Source organism: uncultured Psychroserpens sp. (assembly GCF_947503375.1).
Lineage (GTDB): Bacteria > Bacteroidota > Bacteroidia > Flavobacteriales > Flavobacteriaceae > Psychroserpens.
On sequence record NZ_CANNDQ010000002.1, the window covers coordinates 335,089 to 358,578 of the forward strand.

21 protein-coding genes are annotated in these 23,490 nt (G+C 32.6%); 19 read left to right on the plus strand and 2 right to left on the minus strand.

The genetic code is table 11. From position 1 onward, the window contains the following. Positions 1-76: 76 nt before the first annotated feature. The 17 genes from Q0876_RS04785 to Q0876_RS04865 all read left to right on the plus strand — a co-directional run bounded on the left by Q0876_RS04785 (position 77) and on the right by Q0876_RS04865 (position 20,060). Positions 77-877, plus strand: coding sequence for an RNA methyltransferase (locus Q0876_RS04785; RefSeq protein WP_299224676.1), 801 nt, complete (start codon positions 77-79; stop codon positions 875-877). A gap of 6 nt (positions 878-883) precedes the next feature. Next, positions 884-2,116 (plus strand): M48 family metallopeptidase, encoded by a 1,233-nt coding sequence (locus Q0876_RS04790; RefSeq protein ID WP_299224678.1) that lies wholly within the window; start codon positions 884-886, stop codon positions 2,114-2,116. A gap of 84 nt (positions 2,117-2,200) precedes the next feature. Next, the gene (locus Q0876_RS04795) at positions 2,201-2,635 is read left to right on the plus strand and encodes a MarR family transcriptional regulator (protein WP_299224679.1); all 435 of its coding nucleotides are present in this window, start codon (positions 2,201-2,203) and stop codon (positions 2,633-2,635) included. A 4-nt stretch (positions 2,636-2,639) separates the two neighbouring features. Beyond that, positions 2,640-3,122: a nuclear transport factor 2 family protein gene (locus Q0876_RS04800; protein WP_299224681.1), complete on the plus strand. Its 483-nt coding sequence runs from the start codon at positions 2,640-2,642 to the stop codon at positions 3,120-3,122. Between the two features lie 187 nt (positions 3,123-3,309). Next, positions 3,310-5,514, plus strand: coding sequence for a RelA/SpoT family protein (locus Q0876_RS04805; RefSeq protein ID WP_299224683.1), 2,205 nt, complete (start codon positions 3,310-3,312; stop codon positions 5,512-5,514). A 26-nt stretch (positions 5,515-5,540) separates the two neighbouring features. Further along, positions 5,541-5,996 (plus strand): Fur family transcriptional regulator, encoded by a 456-nt coding sequence (locus Q0876_RS04810; protein WP_299224685.1) that lies wholly within the window; start codon positions 5,541-5,543, stop codon positions 5,994-5,996. Positions 5,997-6,003: 7 nt separating this feature from the next. Further along, entirely contained in the window at positions 6,004-7,275 is a 1,272-nt protein-coding gene (locus Q0876_RS04815) for an adenylosuccinate synthase (RefSeq protein ID WP_299224687.1), read from the plus strand. A gap of 70 nt (positions 7,276-7,345) precedes the next feature. Beyond that, complete coding sequence (locus Q0876_RS04820; protein ID WP_299224689.1) at positions 7,346-9,154, plus strand: OstA-like protein; 1,809 nt, start codon at positions 7,346-7,348, stop codon at positions 9,152-9,154. Continuing rightward, positions 9,154-10,335: an aspartate aminotransferase family protein gene (locus Q0876_RS04825; RefSeq protein ID WP_299224691.1), complete on the plus strand. Its 1,182-nt coding sequence runs from the start codon at positions 9,154-9,156 to the stop codon at positions 10,333-10,335. The genes Q0876_RS04820 and Q0876_RS04825 overlap by 1 nt, the downstream gene beginning before the upstream one ends. Before the next feature lie 168 nt (positions 10,336-10,503). Next, positions 10,504-11,907: a tetratricopeptide repeat protein gene (locus Q0876_RS04830; RefSeq protein ID WP_299224693.1), complete on the plus strand. Its 1,404-nt coding sequence runs from the start codon at positions 10,504-10,506 to the stop codon at positions 11,905-11,907. An 82-nt stretch (positions 11,908-11,989) separates the two neighbouring features. Next, positions 11,990-12,958: a DUF368 domain-containing protein gene (locus Q0876_RS04835; RefSeq protein ID WP_299224695.1), complete on the plus strand. Its 969-nt coding sequence runs from the start codon at positions 11,990-11,992 to the stop codon at positions 12,956-12,958. Next, positions 12,958-13,974, plus strand: coding sequence for a DUF368 domain-containing protein (locus Q0876_RS04840; protein WP_299224697.1), 1,017 nt, complete (start codon positions 12,958-12,960; stop codon positions 13,972-13,974). Before Q0876_RS04835 ends, Q0876_RS04840 begins: the two co-directional genes overlap by 1 nt. Beyond that, complete coding sequence (locus Q0876_RS04845) at positions 13,971-14,711, plus strand: shikimate dehydrogenase (protein ID WP_299224699.1); 741 nt, start codon at positions 13,971-13,973, stop codon at positions 14,709-14,711. Before Q0876_RS04840 ends, Q0876_RS04845 begins: the two co-directional genes overlap by 4 nt. Positions 14,712-14,789: 78 nt before the next feature. Beyond that, positions 14,790-16,790 (plus strand): DUF349 domain-containing protein, encoded by a 2,001-nt coding sequence (locus tag Q0876_RS04850; RefSeq protein WP_299224701.1) that lies wholly within the window; start codon positions 14,790-14,792, stop codon positions 16,788-16,790. A 26-nt stretch (positions 16,791-16,816) separates the two neighbouring features. Continuing rightward, positions 16,817-17,206: a hypothetical protein gene (locus tag Q0876_RS04855; RefSeq protein WP_299224703.1), complete on the plus strand. Its 390-nt coding sequence runs from the start codon at positions 16,817-16,819 to the stop codon at positions 17,204-17,206. 65 nt (positions 17,207-17,271) lie between these two features. Then, entirely contained in the window at positions 17,272-18,507 is a 1,236-nt protein-coding gene (locus tag Q0876_RS04860) for a DEAD/DEAH box helicase (RefSeq protein WP_299224705.1), read from the plus strand. A gap of 233 nt (positions 18,508-18,740) precedes the next feature. After that, a complete protein-coding gene (locus Q0876_RS04865) occupies positions 18,741-20,060 on the plus strand; it encodes a hypothetical protein (RefSeq protein WP_299224707.1) in 1,320 nt (439 codons plus the stop codon). Here the strand turns inward: Q0876_RS04865 and Q0876_RS04870 are convergent, their stop codons facing one another. Next, positions 20,061-20,474 carry a hypothetical protein gene (locus Q0876_RS04870; RefSeq protein WP_299224709.1) on the minus strand — a complete coding sequence of 138 codons (414 nt, stop codon included), beginning with the start codon at positions 20,472-20,474 and terminating at the stop codon, positions 20,061-20,063. It lies immediately after the preceding gene. Beyond that, positions 20,458-21,045, minus strand: coding sequence for a sigma-70 family RNA polymerase sigma factor (locus Q0876_RS04875; RefSeq protein WP_299224710.1), 588 nt, complete (start codon positions 21,043-21,045; stop codon positions 20,458-20,460). Before Q0876_RS04875 ends, Q0876_RS04870 begins: the two co-directional genes overlap by 17 nt. A 139-nt stretch (positions 21,046-21,184) precedes the next feature. Between Q0876_RS04875 and Q0876_RS04880 the strand changes: the two genes are divergently transcribed. Beyond that, a complete protein-coding gene (locus Q0876_RS04880) occupies positions 21,185-21,532 on the plus strand; it encodes a DUF6249 domain-containing protein (protein WP_299224712.1) in 348 nt (115 codons plus the stop codon). A 169-nt stretch (positions 21,533-21,701) separates the two neighbouring features. Continuing rightward, positions 21,702-23,489 (plus strand): DUF885 family protein, encoded by a 1,788-nt coding sequence (locus Q0876_RS04885; protein WP_299224713.1) that lies wholly within the window; start codon positions 21,702-21,704, stop codon positions 23,487-23,489. Position 23,490: the final 1 nt, after the last annotated feature.

Consider the following 23,490-nt stretch of genomic DNA (forward strand, 5'->3'; position numbering starts at 1 on the left):
TTAAACCACCATGAAAATAATACCTTCTTTTTGACAGATAAAAGCTTAAATTTGTTGCATCAAAGTAAGCCATTAAATGACTCATAAAGTAATTACAAGCGTTCAAAATTCTTATATAAAAGAATTTTTTCTTTTAAAAGAAAAGTCTCGCGAACGCAAAAAATCAGGTTTATTTATTATTGAAGGACAACGAGAATTATCTTTAGCCATTAAAGGAAATTATGATATTGAAGCTTTATTATTCTATCCAGACCTATGCCCTATCGCTGACCTCAACAGACTAACAGCTTCCCAACTTAAGAGAATTGAAATATCAAAAGACGTATTTCAAAAATTGGCGCACAGACAAACCACTGAAGGAATTATTGCAGTAGCTAAAAGTAAAACACATGCAATACAAAAATTGAAATTAAAACGTAAAAACCCACTGCTATTAATAGCTGAAGCGCCTGAAAAACCAGGAAATATTGGTGCGCTCTTACGTACTGCTGATGCAGCTAATGTTGATGCTATAATTATTGCCAACCCAAAAACCGATTTATATAATCCGAATATCATTAGATCTAGTGTTGGTTGTGTATTTACCAATCAAATTGCTATAGGTTCAACAAAAGAGATCATCGATTACCTAAAACTAAATGAAATAAATTACTATTGCGCTGCCTTACAAGCATCAATAAATTACCATACTCAAGATTTCACTAAACCTACTGCGATTGTTGTAGGTACTGAAGCTGATGGGCTTACTGAAGCTTGGTTAGAAGCATCAACTCAAAATATAACCATACCCATGCAAGGCGAAATTGATAGTATGAATGTTTCTGTTGCTGCTGGAATTCTTATTTTTGAAGCAAAACGCCAACGTGATTTCAAATAAAAAAATATGACTCCAAATACATTATTCAACATCATTATATGCATTATAGTCATCAGTTTCTTAGTACACAAAATACTTGATGCTTTAAATGCCAAACATTACGACGACGCCATTCCTTTAGAATTGCAAGATGTTTACCATGAAAATGAATATAAGAAATCTCAAGCCTATAAAAAGACAAATTACAAATTTGGTATTTGGAGTTCGCTATTCTCAATCACATTAACTTTAGGTTTTCTATTCCTTGATGGTTTTGAATATATAGATCAAATAGCTAGAACCTACAGTGAAAACCCAATTGGCATTGCTTTAATATTCTTTGGTATAATTATGATTGGTAGTGACATAATCTCTATGCCATTCTCAATTTATAAAACCTTTGTTATTGAAGAGAAATTCGGATTTAACACAACCACAGTTAAAACCTTTATTCTTGATAAAATAAAAGGTTGGCTTATGATGGCAATCATTGGTGGTAGTATTTTAGCACTTATCATTTGGTTTTATCAACAAACACGAGAAACATTCTGGTTATATGCATGGGCAATAGTGATTGTATTCACCATTTTCATGAATTTGTTTTATGCCAAACTCATTGTCCCTCTTTTTAATAAACAAACACCATTAGAAGAAGGCCCTCTTAGAGAAAAAATTTCAGAATATGCACAATCTGTAGGGTTTAGTCTTAATAAAATTTTTGTAATAGACGGCTCCAAACGAAGCACAAAAGCAAATGCCTACTTTTCTGGCTTTGGTAATGAAAAGCGCATAACACTCTACGACACGCTTGTTAATGATTTAGAAGCGGAAGAAATTGTAGCAGTCTTAGCCCATGAAGTTGGGCACTACAAAAAGAAACATATTATTTTCAACCTTACAGCCTCAATATTGCTTACAGGTCTAATGTTGTACATTCTATCTGTTTTTATTTCTAATCCATTACTTTCTAATGCATTAGGCGTAGACCAGCAAAGTTTTCATGTAGGCTTGATCGCCTTCGGATTGCTTTATGCACCTATTTCTGAACTTACTGGATTGGTAATGAATTGGTTTTCTAGAAAATTTGAATATCAAGCTGACGATTATGCTAAAAACACTTACGATGCAGCACCTCTTATTACGTCATTAAAAAAATTATCTAAAAATAGTCTGAGTAACTTGACACCACACCCTCTATATGTTTGGATGCATTATTCTCACCCAACATTATTACAACGTGTTAGAAATTTGAAAGCTTAAATTTAGGAACTACTAAAAAAAATATAAAATTATATTGATTTAATTGATATATCAATTATATTTACATCAACTAAAAATAATTTCATGTTTCTGTTACCAAATGAATCTGTTTTTTACAGTATAGAAAAAGCAATAAAGACCTATAGACGTTTGGCACAAAATGAACTGGCAAAAGCCTTCAATGATATAACGATAGATCAGGCATTAATTTTGATTTTTATTGCTAACAACCCTAAACTCAATCAAGCAGAAATAAGCGAACTTATTTTTAAAGATCGAGGCTCTGTAACTCGAATGATTGAATTGCTAGTTAAAAATAACTACTTGAGCAGAGAAATTCATCACTTAGATAGACGTAAATTTAAATTAGATGTCACTAAAAAAGGTGAAATAGCACTGCATAAGATTACAGCAATTGTTGCTGAAAATAGATCAGTCGCTCTAGAAAATATTACTAAAAAACAAACAGGCTCATTACAACAAACATTAAATCAGATAATTACTAATTGTTCAAAATAATATCATGAAAAATCTCATCTTAACTTTCGTCATTGCATGCTGTTCAACACTCTACATTTCTGCACAGAATCAAACAGAAAAAGTAAACTCGTTTTCAGAAGCTTATCTCAAAGCATATTTTAATATGGAGCTTGAAAAATCTAGTGAATTCATGGATGACAATATGGTCTGGACTGATCCAACTTGGAGTGAAATTGACCCAAAAAACAAACCAATCACTGGAAAACAAAATATTCTTAACCATTTAAAAATGGTATCAGACGGCATTTCAAACATGTCGTATAAAATTGACCATCAGTTTCAAGCAGCAGATATACACATTTTTGAAGGCATCTTAAGTTATTCTTGGACTAATACGCAAGGTAAAGTATTTTCATTTTCTATACGTGAGGTCACTATCTTGAAGGTAAAAAATCAAAAAATCATTGAGCATAGTGACTATGCTGATTTTAAAACATGGAGAAAACAATACCAGCAACAAGTATAGTAATTTTATTTTACGCTAATTTTTGCTATTTCTATCTTTATATTAAACTACATTATATCTATTCTTTTTTAACCAGTATTTTTTTCTGAATAAATTACTATAGCCTTAATTAAGATGAAATCTTAACTTCAAAACAAAATCACGCTAACCCATTGCACATTACATTTGTTATTGCTACTTTAGTTTTATGGCAGAGGTAGATATTGAAAAAGAAAAAGCAGATATTGCAAAAGCTTACAAACGACTTCTAAAAGTAAGTTATCAAACGCTCACAGCAACCGATAAAAAGCTAATACGTGAAGCTTTTGAAGTTGCTGTTGATGCCCATAAAGATCAGCGCCGAAAATCTGGCGAAGCCTATATATTTCATCCCATTGCTGTAGCTACTATAGTTGCTTCAGAAATTGGATTGGATGCCACTTGTATTGCTGCTGCACTTCTACATGATGTTGTTGAAGATAGTGACGATTATACACTTGCAGATATTGAACGACTCTTTGGTGCTACCATTGCACGAATAGTTGATGGCCTAACTAAAATATCATCGTTAAATAAAGATGCTGATGTTTCTACTCAAGCAGAGAATTTTCGTAAAATGCTCCTCACGCTCAATGATGATGTGCGTGTTATCATTATAAAAATAGCAGACCGACTCCATAATATGCAAACTATGGACTCGATGCGACGTGACAAACAAGAAAAAATTGCCTCTGAAACCCTATACATTTATGCTCCTCTTGCACATAGAATTGGGCTTTATAATATCAAGACCGAACTAGAAGATCTTGGCTTAAAATACACTGAACCCGAAGTGTATAATGATATTCTAGAAAAGATAAAAGAAAGTAAAGAAGATCAAGACAATTATATCAAAGCTTTTTCTAAGGTAATAGTAGATTCCTTAAATAATGAAGGCTTGAATTACGAAATTAAAGGACGACCAAAATCCATATATTCTATTCGTAGAAAAATGGTGAAACAAGGCGTTTCTTTTGATGAAGTCTATGATAAGTTTGCTGTAAGAATTATCTATAAATCAGATGTGTCAAATGAAAAATTCTTAGCTTGGAAAATATATTCTATAGTAACAGATCACTTTACACCTAATCCTACAAGATTACGTGATTGGATCTCATCACCAAAGTCTACAGGCTATGAAGCACTTCATATTACAGTTATGGGACCTAAAGGGCGTTGGGTAGAAGTACAAATCCGTAGTGAACGCATGAACGAAATAGCTGAAAAAGGCTATGCAGCACATTATAAATACAAACAAGGCAATGCTGAAGACGCACTTGATACTTGGATTGACAAACTTCAAGAAGCACTTGAAAGTAACGAAACTAATGCCGTAGATTTTGTCGAACAATTTAAACTCAACCTCTACTCTAAAGAAATATATGTATTTACGCCAAATGGTGATTTAAAATCACTTCCAAAAGGTGCCACACCTCTTGACTTTGCATTTAGTGTTCATACGCAAGTAGGAATGAAAACTCGTGGTGCTAAAGTAAATGGAAAGCTTGTTCCCTTGAGTCATGAACTTTCAAGTGGTGATCAAGTTGAGATTTTAACTTCAGAAAATGCCAAACCCAATAGTAACTGGTTAGATTATGCAACTACTGCCAGAGCCAGAAGTAAAATAAAATCGTCACTTAAGGATGAGAAAAAAGTAATTGCCGAAGACGGAAAAGAGATTTTAAGACGAAAACTCAAACAACTTAAGATCACATTAGATGAAAAATCGGTAAATGAAATGGTAAATCATTTCAAGTTGAAAACTAGTCTTGATTTATTTTACAGAGTAGGTATTGGTACCATAGACAATAAAATGTTAAAGGAATATGCGTCTTCTAGAAGCAACATGTTCATGACCTACATTAAAAATAAAATTAGAAAACCAACTGTAGCACCAGATATTGATAAAGAGGAAATCACTGCCAAATACGACATGCTTGTTTTTGGTAAGGAAGAAGAAAAACTCGATTATAAATTATCAACCTGCTGTAACCCGATTCCAGGCGATCAAGTCTTTGGCTTCTTGACAATTAATGATGGCATTAAAGTGCACAAAAAAAATTGTCCGAATGCACTAAGTTTACAATCTAATTATGCTTATCGTATTATGCAGGCCAAATGGATAGATTCTTCACAGCAAGAATTTGCTGCACAAATCGCATTATCTGGTATAGACAATCTTGGTCTAGTTAACAACATTACAAAAGAGATTTCATCCAATATGCATGTAAATATGAAGAGTATAAGTTTTGATACTGATGGTGGTGTTTTTACAGGAAAAATTAATGTCGTAGTCACTAATAATACCATGCTAAAAAAACTTATGGATAACCTTAAAAAAATTAATGGAATAGATAAGGTGACAAGAGTTTAAAAATTGTGTAAATTTGTCGCTTAGTTATGAGTGAAAAAATAGAACAGACAAATCAAGAGATCGTAAAAAACGTTTTTACGCAATTTCTAGAAGAAAAAGGCCACAGAAAAACACCTGAGCGTTACGCTATACTTCAAGAAATCTATGATAGTGAAGAACATTTTGATATAGAATCGTTATACATCAAAATGAAAAACAAGAATTATCGCGTAAGTCGTGCTACACTTTACAATACTATTGAAATTCTTTTAGAATGCGCCTTGGTTCGTAAACATCAGTTTGGTCAAAACCAAGCCCATTATGAAAAATCTTATTTCGATAAACAACACGATCATGTCATTTTAACCGATACTGGTGAAGTGATAGAGTTTTGTGACCCTCGAATTCAATCTATAAAAAAAACAATAGAAGAGGTGTTCGATATCTCTATATCTAATCATTCACTCTACTTTTACGGCACAAAAAACAAACCAACAAACTAATTACACAATGGCAGTAGATTTACTACTAGGATTACAATGGGGCGATGAAGGCAAAGGAAAAATTGTTGATGTACTCACCTCAAAATATAATATTATTGCACGCTTTCAAGGAGGTCCAAATGCTGGACATACACTAGAATTTGATGGTATTAAACATGTGTTACGTACCATTCCGTCAGGAATTTTTCATGACGATTCTATCAATGTGATTGGTAATGGAGTGGTTATTGACCCTGTTGTTTTTGTTCAAGAATTAGATGGTTTAGATCAGTTTAACTTAGATTATAAATCAAAACTTATAATCTCAAGAAAAGCACACGTTATTCTACCAACGCATCGCTTATTAGATGCTGCTTCTGAAACGGCTAAAGGGAAAGCTAAAATTGGATCGACACTCAAAGGTATTGGCCCAACTTATATGGATAAAACGGGTCGTAATGGCATTAGAATAGGTGACCTTGAATTAACCAATTGGAAAGAAAAATATAGAGCATTGGCTAACAAACATGAGGCCATGATTGGGTTCTACAATGTAGACATTCAATATGATTTAAAAGAAATGGAAGCTGAGTTTTTTGCCGCTGTAGAACGTTTAAAAGAATTACAATTCATAGATAGTGAAGAGTATTTAAATCAAGCTCTTAAAAATGGAAAACCTATTCTGGCTGAAGGCGCACAAGGTTCACTTTTAGATATTGATTTTGGCACTTATCCTTTTGTTACCTCTTCAAATACTACAGCTTCAGGCGCATGTACAGGTTTGGGCGTAGCACCAAATAAAATTGGTGAAGTTTTCGGAATCTTTAAAGCCTACACAACACGTGTTGGTTCAGGACCTTTTCCAACAGAATTATTTGATGAAATTGGTGCAGAAATGGCTAAAGTTGGTCACGAATTTGGAGCGGTTACTGGTCGCCCGAGACGTTGTGGTTGGTTAGATCTTGTAGCTCTTAAATACGCATGTCAAGTTAATGGTGTTACCCAATTAAGTATGATGAAAGGAGATGTATTGTCTGGTTTTAAAACCTTAAAGGTCTGCACAGCATACAAATATAAAGGTGAAACCATATCGCATTTACCTTTTAATATTGAAGAAGATAATGTAACACCTATCTATGCAGAATTTAAAGGCTGGAAAGAAGACTTGACTCAAATGAGAGACGCATCTCAATTTCCCAAAGAGTTAAACGATTATATTCTGTTTCTTGAAAAAGAATTAGAAATTCCAATTACTATTGTCTCTGTAGGTCCAGATAGAACACAAACAATTAATAGATAGGTATTAAAAATCTGTTAAGGCATACTATTCCGAGAAGATAATAGTTATTTTTGGAGCAAATCATACAACCTTGAATCTAATTTTTAGATATATATTCACTTTAGCTTGTTGCCTTTCAACATGGCTATCATATACACAAGAGACTAAGCCCAAAAAGATAAAAATTGAGTACTCTGGCTTCACTGTTAAAGACTCTCTCAAAGGAGATAATGTCACTACATTTGTAAGAAGTGACCAATCACAAATTCACATCGTCCATGAAGGGGTTGATATGTGGTGTGATAAAGCTATATATTATCAAAATGAAGATTTCATTGAAGCCTTCAGTGATGTTGTCATGAAACAAGGCGACACAATTAATATGAGTGCAAAATATGTAGAATACAGTGGTATTACACAACTTGCATTTGCTGCAGGTGATGTGGTTTTAACTGAACCTCAATCGGTTTTAACTACAGATACGCTTTATTTTGATCGTACTAAACAACAGGCCTATTATAGAACTAAAGGAAAAGTTGTTAGAGACTCGTCAGGAACCATTACCAGTCAAGTCGGTCGTTACTATATGAACGATAAAAAATACCGCTTTTTAAAAGATGTGGTTTTAGTTAATCCAGATTATACTTTGAATACAAACCAGCTCGATTTCTATTCTGAAACTGGTCATTCCTACATGTATGGCCCTTCAACTATCGTTGGAGAAACCAGTAAAATTTACTGTGAGCGTGGTTTCTATGACACTAATAATGATACTGGTTATTTTATTAAAAACTCAAAGATCAATTATGATAATCGCGAAGTAATCGGTGATAGCCTTTACTTCGATAGAAATAAAAATTTTGCATCAGCTACTAATAATATAACAGTAACTGATACTATTAACAACAGCATAATCAAAGGCCATTATGCTGAAGTTTTCCGAGAAAAAGACTCTGTATTCATCACTAAACGTGCGCTTGCAATTACTGTTCAAGAAAAGGATTCTATTTATATCCATGCCGATACACTAATGGTCACAGGAAAACCAGAACATCGAATCACTAGAGCTTATTACAATGCAAAAATGTATAAAAGTGACATGAGTGGGAAAGCAGATTCGATTCATGCAGACCATAAAACAGGATTAACACAACTTATCAATTTAAAACGGTTTGACTCTCAAGAAGACTATGCCGAGAAAAGAAATCCGATAGTATGGAATTTAGGCAACCAAATGACTGGAGATTCTATTCATTTAATTTCGAATGTCGAAAAAGAAGAGTTAGACTCATTAAAAGTATTTAATAATGCATTTTTAATTAGTAAAGACACACTAGGCGATGGATTCAATCAAATTAAAGGACAACGTCTAATAGGCTTATTTGAAGATAATGAACTATACAATGTAGATATTATCAAAAATGCAGAAATTATTTACTATTCGAGGGACGATAAAGATTCACTAATTGGAATTAATAAATCAAAATCTGGTAGTATTAATATGAAGTTTGATGAGGGCTATAAAATCATAACCTTGCTCAATCAAGTTGATGGTGATATATATCCTGAATCACAATTCCCAGAAAATGCAAGGCGATTTAGAGGTTTTGTTTGGAGAGGTGATGAACAACCTGAAAGTGTTGAAGACCTCTTTAATGGCGATCCTCCATTAGAATTACCAAAAATCAAAGGATTAGATGCATTTGTTTCTGAAGAAGAATTTTTTGACGATGCTATGTTTGAACGCATTGAATCTGCTGATGAGAAAGATGATGATGATGAAAAAAAAGCCTCAAGAAACTTACCAAAAGATATCAAAGATGCCAAAGCAGAAAAAGACGCTATCACAACAGATAAGCTTCCCAAACCACTGATAAAAAAAGAAAAAAAGAAGAATTGATGCTCAACGATTTCTTTACATATCAAGCACAAACTACACCTCATCCCTTAGCGTTAAGCATTTCTCATGCCAATGGTTCATATATATATGATACAGATGGAAAGGCTTATTTAGACTATGTTGCCGGTGTTTCGGCATGTAGCTTAGGACATAGGCATCCAAAAGTTATCAAAGCTATAAAAGATCAATTAGATCAATACTTACATGTTATGGTTTATGGCGAATTTGCTCAAAAACCTGCAGTTGCTCTAGCAAAGTTACTCTCTAAAGTTTTACCAAAACCATTAGAAACAACCTATCTTACAAACTCGGGTACTGAAGCCATTGAAGGAGCACTAAAGTTAGCAAGACGTGTTACTGGTAGAAGTGAAATTATTGCAGCACATCAAGCGTATCATGGCAATACTATGGGTGCTTTGAGTATCATGGGATACGAAGAACGTAAAAAGCCATTTAGACCATTAATTCCTGATGTGACTTTTATTTATTTCAATGTTGAAGAGGACTTATTACGTATTACCCAAAAAACTGCTGCTGTAATCCTTGAAACAATACAAGGCGGAGCTGGCTTCATTGAGCCCAAACAAAATTATCTTAAAAAGGTAAGAAAAAGGTGTAATGAAGTTGGCGCACTTTTAATATTAGATGAGATCCAACCAGGGTTTGGTAGAACGGGTAAGCTTTTTGGGTTTGAACATTACAATTGTATTCCTGACATACTAGTTACTGGTAAAGGGCTTGGAGGTGGTATGCCTATTGGAGCCTTTACGGCATCAAAAGAAATGATGACTCACCTGCAAGACAATCCAAAATTAGGACATATTACAACATTTGGTGGCCACCCAGTAATTGCAGCCGCAGCATTAGCAACAGTTAAAGAAATTACCCAAACCAATCTCATCTCTCAAGCCTTAGAAAAAGAACAACTTATAAGACAATATTTGGTTCATCCATTAATAAAAGAAATTCGTGGTAAAGGTTTAATGCTAGCTCTTTTAATGCCTACGGCAGAGATTACCACAGAAATTATACTAAAATGTAAAGCAGAAGGTTTGATATTGTTTTGGCTACTTTTTGAACCTAAAGCCATCCGAATTACACCTCCACTAACCATTTCAAATGATGAATTAATTAAAGGATGTAAGCTTATTTTACGTGTTCTAGATTCTATTTCGGCATAATTCATGTACTACAAATAATAAATTAACCCTTTGATTTTCAAAAATAAACAACACAGCTAACCCTCATTTTTATCACTGTTAATTATTTTGTTGAAAACATTGATCACAAACATTGAGATTTTTAAGGGATAAGAGTACTTTTAATATAACCAATAATGCAATTTGCTTATGGAGTTCAGTCAACCTGACGACAACAATAATTTTTCGCTTACACGTTTCGAATCGATGCTTAAAACCAATCATGTTTTATTTTTCGATTCTAATGAATTTGAAAACATCATCCACCATTATCTTGAAAATGGCAAGATAGCTTTAGCAAAAAAGGCCATAAAGTTAGGACTAGAACAGCATCCAACTTCAGTCAATCTTAAATTGTTCCTCACAGAAATATACATTATGGAGAATAAATTTTCTGAAGCAGATGATGTTTTAGATGAACTTTACATTCTTGAACCATCAAATGAAGAGATATACATACAGAAAGCTAGTGTGTTTTCTAAACAAGACTTTCATGAAAAGGCAATAGATACTTTAAAAGTAGCTTTAAAACTTAATCAAGGTGAAGAAGGGTTGAGCGATTTATTTGCACTCATAGGAATGGAATATCTATTCTTAGACCAATTTGACAATGCAAGAGAATATTTCACAAAATGTCTTGCACTAGACATTGAAGATTATTCTGCACTATATAATATCATTTACTGCTACGATTTTCTAGATCAGAATAACGAAGCGGTAGAGTTCTTAAATAATTATCTTGATAAAAACCCATATTGTGAAGTGGCATGGCATCAATTAGGACGTCAATACTTTACAATAAAAGACTATGATAAAGCCCTTGCTGCTTTTGATTTTGCAATTATCTCAGACGATAGTTTTGTTGGCGCCTATCTAGAAAAAGGTAAGGTTTTAGAAAAGAAAAAACTTTATAATGAAGCTATAGAAAATTATAAAATCACATTAGCTTTAGACGAACCAACTTCATTTGCCTTGCTTCGTATTGGCCACTGTCATGAAAAATTAGGACAAGATGACCTAGCGGTTCAATATTTTTATAAAACAGTTCACGAAGACCCATTATTAGATAAAGGATGGATTGCTATCACTAAATTTTACAACAAAAGACAAAACTATCAAAAAGCGCTTTTTTACATTAATAAAGCTATAAATATTGATAGTGAAAATGTAATTTACTGGAAACTTTATGCTCAGATCAATCATAGACTTAATTTTCTTGAGGAAGCAGAGCGTGGTTATAAAAAAACACTTGATTTTGGTAATTATGAATTGCAAACCTGGCTATCTAGAACAGACATTTTAATTGCCCTTGGAGAATATGACGCAGCTATTCTAAACCTTATACAATCTGCAGAATTCTACCCTGAAACTGCCGAAATCGAATATCGACTAGCTGGTTTATATTTTACATTACATGAAAGTAATAAAGGCACTTATCATCTTAAAAATGCATTACTTCTTAATCACGAATATGAATTTATTATAGAAGAGCTTTTTCCTAAAGTGCTGCAAAAACCTTCAGTTCAGAAAATGATTTCTGAATCTAAAAAATAGTCTTCAAAAAATAGTTTAATTTCTACTTTTAGCCAAAAAATACTCGTAGCTATTTCATACCTTTACGCTATAATCAATCCTAATGCAACGACAATTTAAAGACTATTTCTTTATCACATTAAAAGGTATAGCCATGGGAGCTGCAGATGTGGTTCCAGGTGTTTCTGGTGGAACCATTGCGTTTATATCAGGTATATATGAAGAACTTATAGAAAGTATTGATAACCTTAATTTAAGTGCATTCAAACTCTGGAAAGAAAAAGGTTTTAAAGCCGCTTGGAGTACTATCAATGGTACTTTTCTTCTAGCCCTATTTTCAGGAATAGCTATCAGTATCCTATCTTTAGCCAAGTTAATAAAATGGCTACAACACAATGAGCCAATCTTATTATGGTCTTTCTTCTTCGGACTTGTACTGGCTAGCATTTTATATGTAGGCAAACAATTGAAAACTTGGTCACTAAAAATTATTATTGCTATAATTATCACTTCAGTCCTTTCCTATTACATTACGCTTGCAGAACCTTTTGCGTCTCCCGATAGTTGGACATATCTATTATTTTGTGGTTTTATTGCCATTATTGCAATGATATTACCTGGTGTTTCCGGCGCTTTTATCCTTCTTATTCTTGGCGTTTATCAAACAGCTATCAATACTGTAAATAACCTTATAGAAGGTGTTTCAACTGGTAATTTTGAGTTATTAAAAGACGCTTTGTTTAAATTTTTTGTTCTTGCTTTAGGTGCCATAGTCGGACTTAAGGTATTTTCCAAAGCGCTTAATTGGATGTTTAAACATAAAAAGAACCTAACCTTGGCTATTCTTACAGGGTTTATGATTGGATCATTAAATAAGATATGGCCATGGAAAAGAATACTAAAAACAAGATTCAATTCTGAAGGAATTGAAGTAACAGCCTTAGATGAAAGTATTCTACCTAGTAATTACAGTGGAGATCCACAAATACTTTATGCCGTAATTTTTATGATTACTGGATTTGCAACGATATTGATTCTCGAGAGCTTAGGACGTAAAAAAGCTGATTTGTAATGCAAAACACTAGAAGCCTTAAAGATCGTATTTTTCTAGTCATCAAAGGCTTAGGAATGGGAGCAGCAAATAAAGTCCCAGGAGTTTCTGGCGGTGTTGTTGCCTTTGTTGCAGGTTTTTATGAAGAGTTTATTTTTTCACTACAACGGGTTAATAAAATTGCATTTAAGCTACTATTCAATGGCAGGTTTAAAAGTTTTTACCAATACATCAATGGGAAATTCTTAAGCCTTTTATTCTTTGGAATGATTGTAAGCTACTTTAGTGTTTCAAAAATTCTAGATTATTTTCTCAAAAACTACGAACTATATGTCTGGAGTTTATTCTTTGGAATGATAATAGGCTCAATATATTATATCAATAAAGATTTCAAAGATTGGAATTATAAAAGTATTCTTTCACTAGTTTTAGGAATCATTTTAGGCGTAGCTATTAGTTTCTTAGATCCTGCAAAAGAAAACGACAACTTATTATTTGTTTTTTTCTGTGGTATTATTAGTGTTTCAGGAATGACGTTACCAGGATTTTCAGGCTCATTCGTTCTTATTCTTCTTGGAAATTATGTGCTGTTACTTGTAGATGCTGTAAATGCGCTTTATGATACATTTACAGAGCTGTTTTCGGGAAATTTTAGTTTTATTAAAAACGAGGTTCGATTGCGTTTATTAAAAGTGTTAGGTGTTTTTACACTAGGCTCAGTAACAGGTCTTGTGTCTTTTTCTCATGTTCTAAGTTATGTTCTAAAGCACTATAAGAATATTACCACTGCTTCAATTATTGGTTTCATCATAGGATCACTTGGCGTTGTATGGCCTTGGAAAGAAACGATTTTCAAAACCAAAGATGATGGCAGTTTTTTATTTGACTCAAGAGGAGAAAAAGTGATTGCCAACTATGAGCGTTTTTTACCTGAGTTAAGCGGTGAAACTTATTTTGCTATTGCTTATATAATTTTAGGAATTTTGGTTGTACTAGCATTAGAATGGTATGGTCAACGCACAAAGAAGGACTTATGATTAGATTTGGATTATTAGGAAAAAACATCGCTTATTCATTTTCTAAAGGTTACTTTACAAAAAAGTTTAAAACTGAAGGCTATCCGTTTTCCTACGAAAATTTCGATTTGAAAGATATTTCAGATTTTCCAACGTTGATACAAAACAACGTAAATATTGGAGGTTTTAATGTCACCATTCCATATAAAGAAGAAATTTTGCCTTATTTAAATAAGATTGATAAAAAAGCAAAAAAAATAGGTGCTGTAAATACAATAACTGTAGCTTATGATGGCAAGCTAAAAGGGTATAATACAGATTATTACGGATTTAAAAAATCTATCAAACCATATTTAAAATCACATCATAAAAGCGCATTGATCTTAGGGACTGGAGGCGCCTCAAAGGCAATAGTTTATGTACTAAAAAAAATGAAAATAGATTACGATCATGTCTCTAGATCTAAAAAACCTGAAGCTAAGTTTACTTATGATAGTCTAACTGAAGATGATATTAAACATTACAAGATCATTGTTAATTGTACACCTGTAGGAACACATCCAAATGTTAATATTTGTCCAGATATCCCTTACGATGGAGTTACTAAAGCGCATTTGTTATACGATTTGATCTATAATCCAGAAGAAACTAAGTTTATGAGGTTAGGCAGACTTCAAGGCGCACAAACATGTAATGGACTTAAAATGCTAGAGTTTCAAGCAGAAAAAGCATGGAGCATTTGGAATTCTACATTATAAAGGCGTTAAATAAGGTATCTTTTTTGTAAATCAGCCACCTATTACTATCTTAGCTTTCTAACATAAATACATTGAAAGATGTCTGAGAATGATAACCTGCAAGATGCAGATGGAAAGATTGAATCAAATACAACTCAAACCACTCCAAATACTGAAGCCGAAAATAGTATTGATGAGACAAGTAAGAATGTAGAACAAACTATAGAGTCTACTCTTGAAACCAGTACAAGTTCAGAAGCAAATGCTGAAAGCAAAGAAGCACCTTCTGAAAGTGATATAAAAGCTGACGCTCATGTTGAAGAAATTGAAGAAGCAAATGCTGAAGATGCTGAAGATGAAAGCAATAGTGAGCGCCATACATTAGAAACTAAAGATTATCACGCCATGTCAATGGAGCAATTGACAGATGAGTTGGAAGTGCTTTTAAAAGAACAAAAAATTCAAACCATAAAATCTCAAGTAGATGAAATTAAATCTGAGTTCAACTCAAAATTTAGTGAGTTACTAGAACAGAAGAAGGAAGAATTTTTAAATGAAGGCGGTAATGAAATTGATTTTTACTATACGACTCCAGTTAAGAAACGTTTTAATGAGGCCTATAAAACCTATAGAAATAGCTTAAACAGTTATTATAAAACTCGTGAAACAAACTTAAAAGAAAATCTAGAACGTAGACTTACTATTATAGAAGAAATCAAGGGACTGATTAATGTTGAAGAAAACATCAACACCACTTACAAACACTTTAAAGATTTACAAGAACAATGGCGAAATGCTGGTCCAATTCCCAGAGATCGCTACAATAACGCTTGGAATACATACCACCATCATGTTGAGATTTTTTATGATTTCCTGCATTTAAATCGTGATTTACGCGATATGGATTTCAAACATAACCTAGAGCAAAAAACTAAAATCATAGAGCGCGCTGAAGAACTAGCAAAAGATGATAACATCAATAGAGCCTTTAGAGAATTACAAGTGCTGCATAAACTTTGGAAAGAAGATCTAGGACCTGTTGCCAAAGAACACAGAGAAGAAATATGGGGCCGCTTTAGTAATGCTACAAAAACGATTCATGATAAGCGTCAGGCTTATTATGCCGATTTAGATAAAGCTTATGAAGTTAACCTTGAAAAGAAGGAAGAGATCATTTCAAAAATAGATGAAATTGCTAAAGACCAACCAAAATCACATCAAGCATGGCAAAAAAATATAAAGCTAGTTGAAGGCCTAAGGCAAGATTTTTTTAATGCTGGCAAAGTACCGCTCAAGGTTAATGAAGCCACTTGGTCAAAATTTAAAACATCTGTTAGAAACTTCAATAGAAATAAAAACACCTTTTATAAAAGCTTAAAGAAAGCCCAATACGAAAACCTTCAAAAAAAGCTAGAGCTTATAAAAATTGCTGAAGATAACAAAGACAATGACGATTTTGATTTGACTACACCTTTAATGAAAAAAATACAATCAGATTGGAAAACTATTGGTCATGTTCCACGAAGAGATAGTGATAAAATATGGAAGCAATTTAAATCTGCATGTAACCATTATTTTGATAAACTTCATGCTGAACGAAATGCTTCAAATAAGGAAGAAATGGCAGCATTTGAAGAAAAAGCAGCTTTACTTGAAACGGTTAAAAGTATTGAACTTTCTGGCAAACCAGAAAAAGATATTGAAACTATAAAAGACAAGATCAAAGCTTGGAAAACTATTGGTCATATTCCAAACAACAAACGTTATATCGATGGAAAATTCAATAAAGCTATTGATGAATTGTTTGGAAAACTCGATATAGATAAAGCCAAATTGGAAATGATCAAGTTTGAGAATAAATTAGAAACACTTTCTAATCCAAATGACACTCGCTTATTAGACAACGAACAAAACTACATTAAGAAGAAAATTAGTGAAATAAAAAGTGATATTAATCAACTTGAGAACAACCTTCAATTTTTCTCGAATGTAGATGAATCAAATCCTTTAGTTAAAGATGTTCTTAAAAACATTGAAAAACACAAAGACAATCTTAGTACGTGGAAAGATAAACTTAAAAAGGTTAGAAACATGTACTAATTAAATTTGCATACAAATCAAAGCCAATGAAAACTATTTTATTCTTTATTTTACTATGTGTATCGACAGTCTCTAATCAAAAAAAACCGATTGATAAATGGGTTCAGTCAGTCATTGATGATCTAGTAGAAATGAATGACTTAGAAAAATATAGTAATGTTGAAATTCCTTCGGATGTGAACATTAATTTTATTGCAATAGAATCGGTTAAAGATGTAACTATAGTTGACGATACGATAAATATGCTTGTTGATCATGGAAAAGGCAAATATTGCACTAAACTAACATTTAAGTACATTGAAAAAAATAATAGATTTTATCTAAAATTTTCAGAAGTTATCACGAGAATGACACCTCTTGATACCGAACGAAAATACATCAACCCATGGGTGAGCCGATCTAAAGTTTGTGATTAAAATCAAAATTTCATATTTCTATTATCAATTGCAGCAATGGTCTTGCATAATTTCTAAACGAGCATATGACATTCAAAGATCTTGATCTTAACAAACCTCTCCTCAAAGCGATTGATGCTGCGAACTATACAGTACCAACATTAATTCAAGAACAAACAATTCCTTTAGTATTAAAAAAGAAGGATATTATCGCTTCGGCGCAAACAGGAACAGGAAAAACCGCTGCTTTTGCCTTACCTATCTTACAATTATTATTTGATAAACAAGATGCTCCTAAAAAAGGAAAAAAGATCAGAGCATTAGTAATTAGTCCAACACGAGAATTAGCTGTTCAAATAGGAAAAAACTTCAAAGCTTATAGTACTTATACCAATCTAAGGCCTACAGTAATCTTTGGTGGCACTGGTATTGAGCCACAAATTGAAATATTAAAAAAAGGGGTAGATATAGTGATTGCAACACCTGGTCGCTTACTTGATTTACACAAACAAGATCTTATTAATCTAGCCCATATAGAAATTCTTGTTCTAGACGAAGCAGACCTAATGCTTGATATGGGTTTTATAGATGATATTAAAAAAATAGAACGTTTATGTCCTGAAACAAAACAAAGTTTGTTGTTCTCAGCCACGATGCCTTACAAAGTAGAGCAATTAGCTAGTAGTATTTTAAAATCCCCAGAACGTATAGAAGTTACACCTACCTCATCACCTACGAAAAATGTAAGTCAGTTATTATACTATGTACCAAAACGCAATAAAATAGAATTATGCTTGCACTTATTAAGAAATACTGTAAAAGGGAATGTTCTCATTTTCAGACGTACAAAATTTGGTGTTGATAAACTAGAACAAGCGCTTTCAAAAAATGGCTATAATGTTGATCGATTACATGGCGACCGCTCACAAAGTGAACGTCAAACTGCACTTAATAAATTTAAAAATGGGAAAGTCAATATCTTAATAGCCACAGATGTTGCCGCTCGAGGCATTGATATTAATGAGTTAGATACAGTAATCAATTTTGATCTACCAAATATACCAGAAACCTATGTGCACCGAATAGGCAGAACAGGTAGAGCTAATCATTTCGGACAATCATACTCTTTTTGTTCAGCCGATGAAAAATCTTATGTAAAAAAAATACAACAGTTAATTAATGTTCAAATTCCTATTGAAGAACACCATCCTTATCCGTTAGATCCATCAGCAAAACCTATTGTTCATAAAAAGAAAGGAAGCAAATACAAAAAAGGGAGAAAAGGTGAAGGCTCAAAAAAGAAAAAAAAGCGCTGGTATTAGTTAATATGCGAATTCTTAATGCCTATAAAATCACTACCAAACTATATAATTCCATAAACATGCGTTATGTTGATTTTATTCACATAAGATTTGAAAGGATCAATTCCAACTAACATTTTTTGCTAAAACTATATTCAACTCTATGATTAAAACAAAAAAAAATCAAAGCGTTTCAAAAGTTTATAAATAGATTTTATAAAAGTCTGTATCTTTAAGTATAAAACCTAACCAAAATGAGTTCAGATTACAATAATCCTGCATTTAAAAAATTGCTCAAAAGACTACAAGAAGAAAGTTGGCAACTCGAACTAATCATCTCTGGTTTTGCCATTTTTGGACTTTTCACAGCATTTGGACCTATAAGTGAAGCTGCTGAAGCTGCTCAATTTAAAAAGCAAATATATACTACAATAGTGCTAATGATTGTACTCATATCATGTGCGATTTTAATATTTAATTTATTGTTGCATGTGATTCTAAGAGGACTTTGGATTGGTACTTTAGGTTTACGCTACGTGTCTGGTGATATTGACTACGAATCACTCAATTACAGTGAAAAATTCACGAATTATTTAAAGAAAAAAGTTGGCTCGTTTGATAAATACGTAGCAACCTTAGAAAATTATTGCAGTATCATTTTTGCTGTTTCTTTTTTATTGATTTTCTATGTGCTAGCATTAACATTCACCATTATTAGTATAGCTGTCATCGCTTCTTTAATTTTAAGTAATGATAGCTTACCCGAAACATTCAGAACCATCGTAGGAACTGTACTCATTATTTTTATCATCTTAGGTATGATTCTTACATTTATTGATTTTATAACTCAAGGTTGGCTAAAAAAGAAAAAGTGGGTGTCAAAAATTTACTTCCCTGTATATTGGATTTTTAGTTTTATTACGTTATCATTTCTATATAGACCTCTTGTTTATAATTTTCTAGATAATAAATTTGGAAGACGTTTAAGTTTTACATTAGTCCCTATTTATATTTTAATATTAGTACTTGTATCATTAAAACATAAATCGTCTAATTACTTTGATATTGATGAACATTCAACAGATCTGGTTGCTAAAAGAGGTAATTATTTAGACTTACTTACCAGTAAAAATGATTTTATTGATGAAGTCGCTATAACGTCAAAAATAGTTTCCAAACCATATATAAACATATTCATGCCCTTTAGTGAAAAAATTGAAAACAATGTATATAGATATAATCCTAGTTTAAAACCAGAAAAAGATGAAAGAGGTCTAAAAAGTGATATCATAATTTTTGATGCTAATGAACGTCATGTAGTAGAAAAACAAAGAGTAGCATATTTGAAAACAGTAAATAACATCTATTCTGTAAGAATAGACTCTATTAATTACGACTCTGAATTTATATTAACCGAAAACAAACATCAAGACCTAGGTTTTGAGACTTTTATTAAGATCAAAAACCTTGATGAAGGGAAACACTATTTGAAGGTGATACGAAAGCGTATTAGAAAAGAAGATACTACCTATTGGCGCGTCGCTAAAATCCCGTTCTGGTATTATAAAGATTAGTTACAGTTTTAGACGCTTATCAAAGTGATGTTTGAGCAATGGGATCTGTATGTAAAGCATTATAACAAATAGCAATAACGTATACATTACCGTTTGCGAAATAGTAACTTTAGACAAGACATCAAAAAATCCATTTTGAGTTATCGATTCTAAATTCAAATCACCAAACCAATTCATGCCATTGGTTTGATTGCCTAACATCAAATAGATGAATGCGCCAATAACTGCAATACTTATCCAGGTCCAAACAGTCTTAGAGATCAGAGGTTGATATGTAGTTACCACACTTTTCTCTTTTTGAATAACACCCTGCATTACATGCTTAGTGAAATCAATTGAAGGTGTTTCTAAGGATGAGTCTTTCATTGCCTTGTGTATTAACTTCTCAATATGTTCATCAACGTTCTTTTGCATAATATTCAATAATTTCGGGTTCAAGATACATCTTAAAAACAGAAGCGAGTTTTTTTCTACTTCTATACAAACGTATTTTCACATTATTTGCTGTGATACCAATGACCTGAGCAATTTCATCTAAAGATAGTTCCTCAAAATAATATAAGGTTAATATAAAACTATCATTACTTGGTAGAAGCGCTAAACAATTTTGAATCGCTTGTTTTCGTTCTTGTAACTCTATTCGATCTATGGCACTCTCCATGACTTTTATTTGGTGCTCTGTAAATTCATTGATCTCAATATCGCTCTGATATTTCTTATTCTTTTTTATTCTATCTAAACACGTATTATAAGCTACTCTATAGATCCATGTTGAAAACCTTGAATCCCCTTTAAATTTACTTAGCGACTTGAATACTTTAATAAAAGTGTCTTGAGCAACTTCTTCAGCCTCCTCTTTGTTTTTGAGCATCCTTACGGCTAAAGTATATACCAAATCCTTATAACGATCAACCAACACCGTAAAAGCATTAGTATCACCTTCAATAATTTGATTAATAATTATTTGATCGTCGTTGGTAGTCATTTTTAAATTTAGACGACCTGTTTTTCATACTGGTTACAAAATAGTAGTACTAAAAAATAAAAAAACCTGTAACCAAAATTAAAAACAAATCGTCATAAGCTATGAACACATTAAATTTAATCAATTAAAACAAACATTTATGGGATCAGAAGTAGTTATATTACCTTTAATATTTGGAGCAATATTTGGCGTATTTTATCTTTATTTTTCAACTAGAAACAAAGAACGTTTAGCGCTTATTGAAAAAGGAGCAGATGCTAGCATCTTTGTTAAAGGCAAAGGACACACCGCTCCAATTTGGAAAGTTCTAATCTTAAACTTAGCACTTTTATTGATGGGTATAGGACTTGGTGTTTTTATAGCGTCTTTATTAGATACCTATTCGTCATTGGATGATGACGCTGTATATCCTGCGACGATTTTCTTTATGGCAGGAGTAGGACTCTTTATTGGTTTTAAAATGACTAAAGACTTAGACAAAGAATAACACTTAAGCCAACAAAACATTTTAAACACTGCTATTTGTATGAATAGCAGTGTTTTTATTTTTTAGTCCTTTCAAATAAAGAAAATAGATTACATACATAAGATTTTAGCACTTTTTTAACTTTAAGATTATGTACCTTTATCACTTCAATTAAAAAATAAAACTACCCATGAAAAAATTAATAGCGATTGCTTGTATCTTAGTATGCCTCTCAGCATGCAAAGACGATAAACAACCAGCTGAAATTATGTCTAACATTGAAACCAATAAAGACTTTGACAAGGTCTTAAAAGCGTATCATGAAGATGGCTTAAAGCTCAACCCTTTAACTGCAACTGCAGCAGGAGATAACAGATATAATGATCAATTACCAAATGTACTATCTGAAGATTATCAAAAACGATTGAAAGCTTACTATTCTAGCTACAAAGACAAAATAAACACCTTTGACGATTCAGTTCTAACTGAAAGCCAACAATTAAGTAAAGCTGTTTTAAATTGGGATTGTGACATCAATCTTGAAGGTTTTGAATTTAATGAAGACCTCACTCCTATCAACCAAATGTGGACACTTCAACTCTCTGTAGGTCAATTGGCAAGTGGCGCGAGTTCTCAGCCTTTTAAAACCGTTGAAGATTATAATAATTGGCTAAAACGATTAGATGGCTACCTTGAATGGATGAATTCTGCCGAAGAAAAAATGAAAGAAGGTATTGCTGTTGGTCACGTACTCCCTAAATCTTTAATCGTTAAAGTACTACCTCAGCTAGAAGCTTTAACAACAACTAATTTAGACGAGCACTTATTTTTTACACCTGTTAGAAATTTCCCAGATAATTTTTCAGAAGAAGACAAAACAAAACTTACTGAAGCATACGAAGCAAAAATTAAAAATGAAATCATTCCTGCGTATACAAAATTACATCAGTTCATGAGTACGATCTATTTAGATGCTGGACGCGAATCAAGCGGAATTTCAGATACACCAAAAGGTGAAGCTTATTACGATCACCAAATAAAAAAATACACGACAACCAACATGACTGCTGATGAGATTCATCAGTTGGGCTTAAAAGAAGTAGCACGTATATTATCTGAAATGGAAAATGTAAAGCAACAAGTAGGTTATGAAGGCGATCTAATTTCATTTTTTGATTATGTTAGAAACAACAAAGTCCTGATGCCATACGAAAATGCAGATGATGTGATTGATAACTTCAATAAAATTCACGAGACCATGAAGCCTCAAATTGAAAAACTATTCGATTTAAAGCCTAAAACTCCTTTTGAAGTTCGCAGAACAGAGGCCTTTAGAGAAGCATCAGCAAGTGCAGAGTACAATCCAGGCTCATTAGATGGTACGCGACCAGGAATTTTTTATACTCCTGTACCAGATGCTTCAAAATACAATGTGTTTTCTGATGAAGCTTTATTTCTACATGAAGCCATTCCTGGACATCATTATCAGATATCGTTACAACAAGAAAACAAACAATTACCCGATTTTAGAAAAACACTCTGGTACAGTGCTTATGGTGAAGGTTGGGCTTTGTATAGTGAATCTTTAGGAAAAGAATTGGGCTTGTATACAGATCCTTATCAATACTTTGGAATGTTAGGCATGGAAATGCATCGCGCTATACGATTAGTTGTTGATACTGGTATTCATACTAAAGGTTGGTCTCGTGAAAAAGCCATAAAGTACTCTTTAGCCAATGAAGCTGAGAGTGCTGCAAGTATCACTTCTGAAATAGAACGCTATATGGCTAATCCTGGACAAGCATTATCGTATAAAATAGGACAACTAAAAATTTTAGAGTTGCGCGCTAAAGCAGAAAAAGCATTAGGTGATAAATTCAATGTGGCACAGTTCCATAACCAAGTGTTAGATTCTGGGTGTATTCCTTTAGCTTTATTAGAAACTAAAATAGATAATTGGATTGCCTCAATTGAGTAAA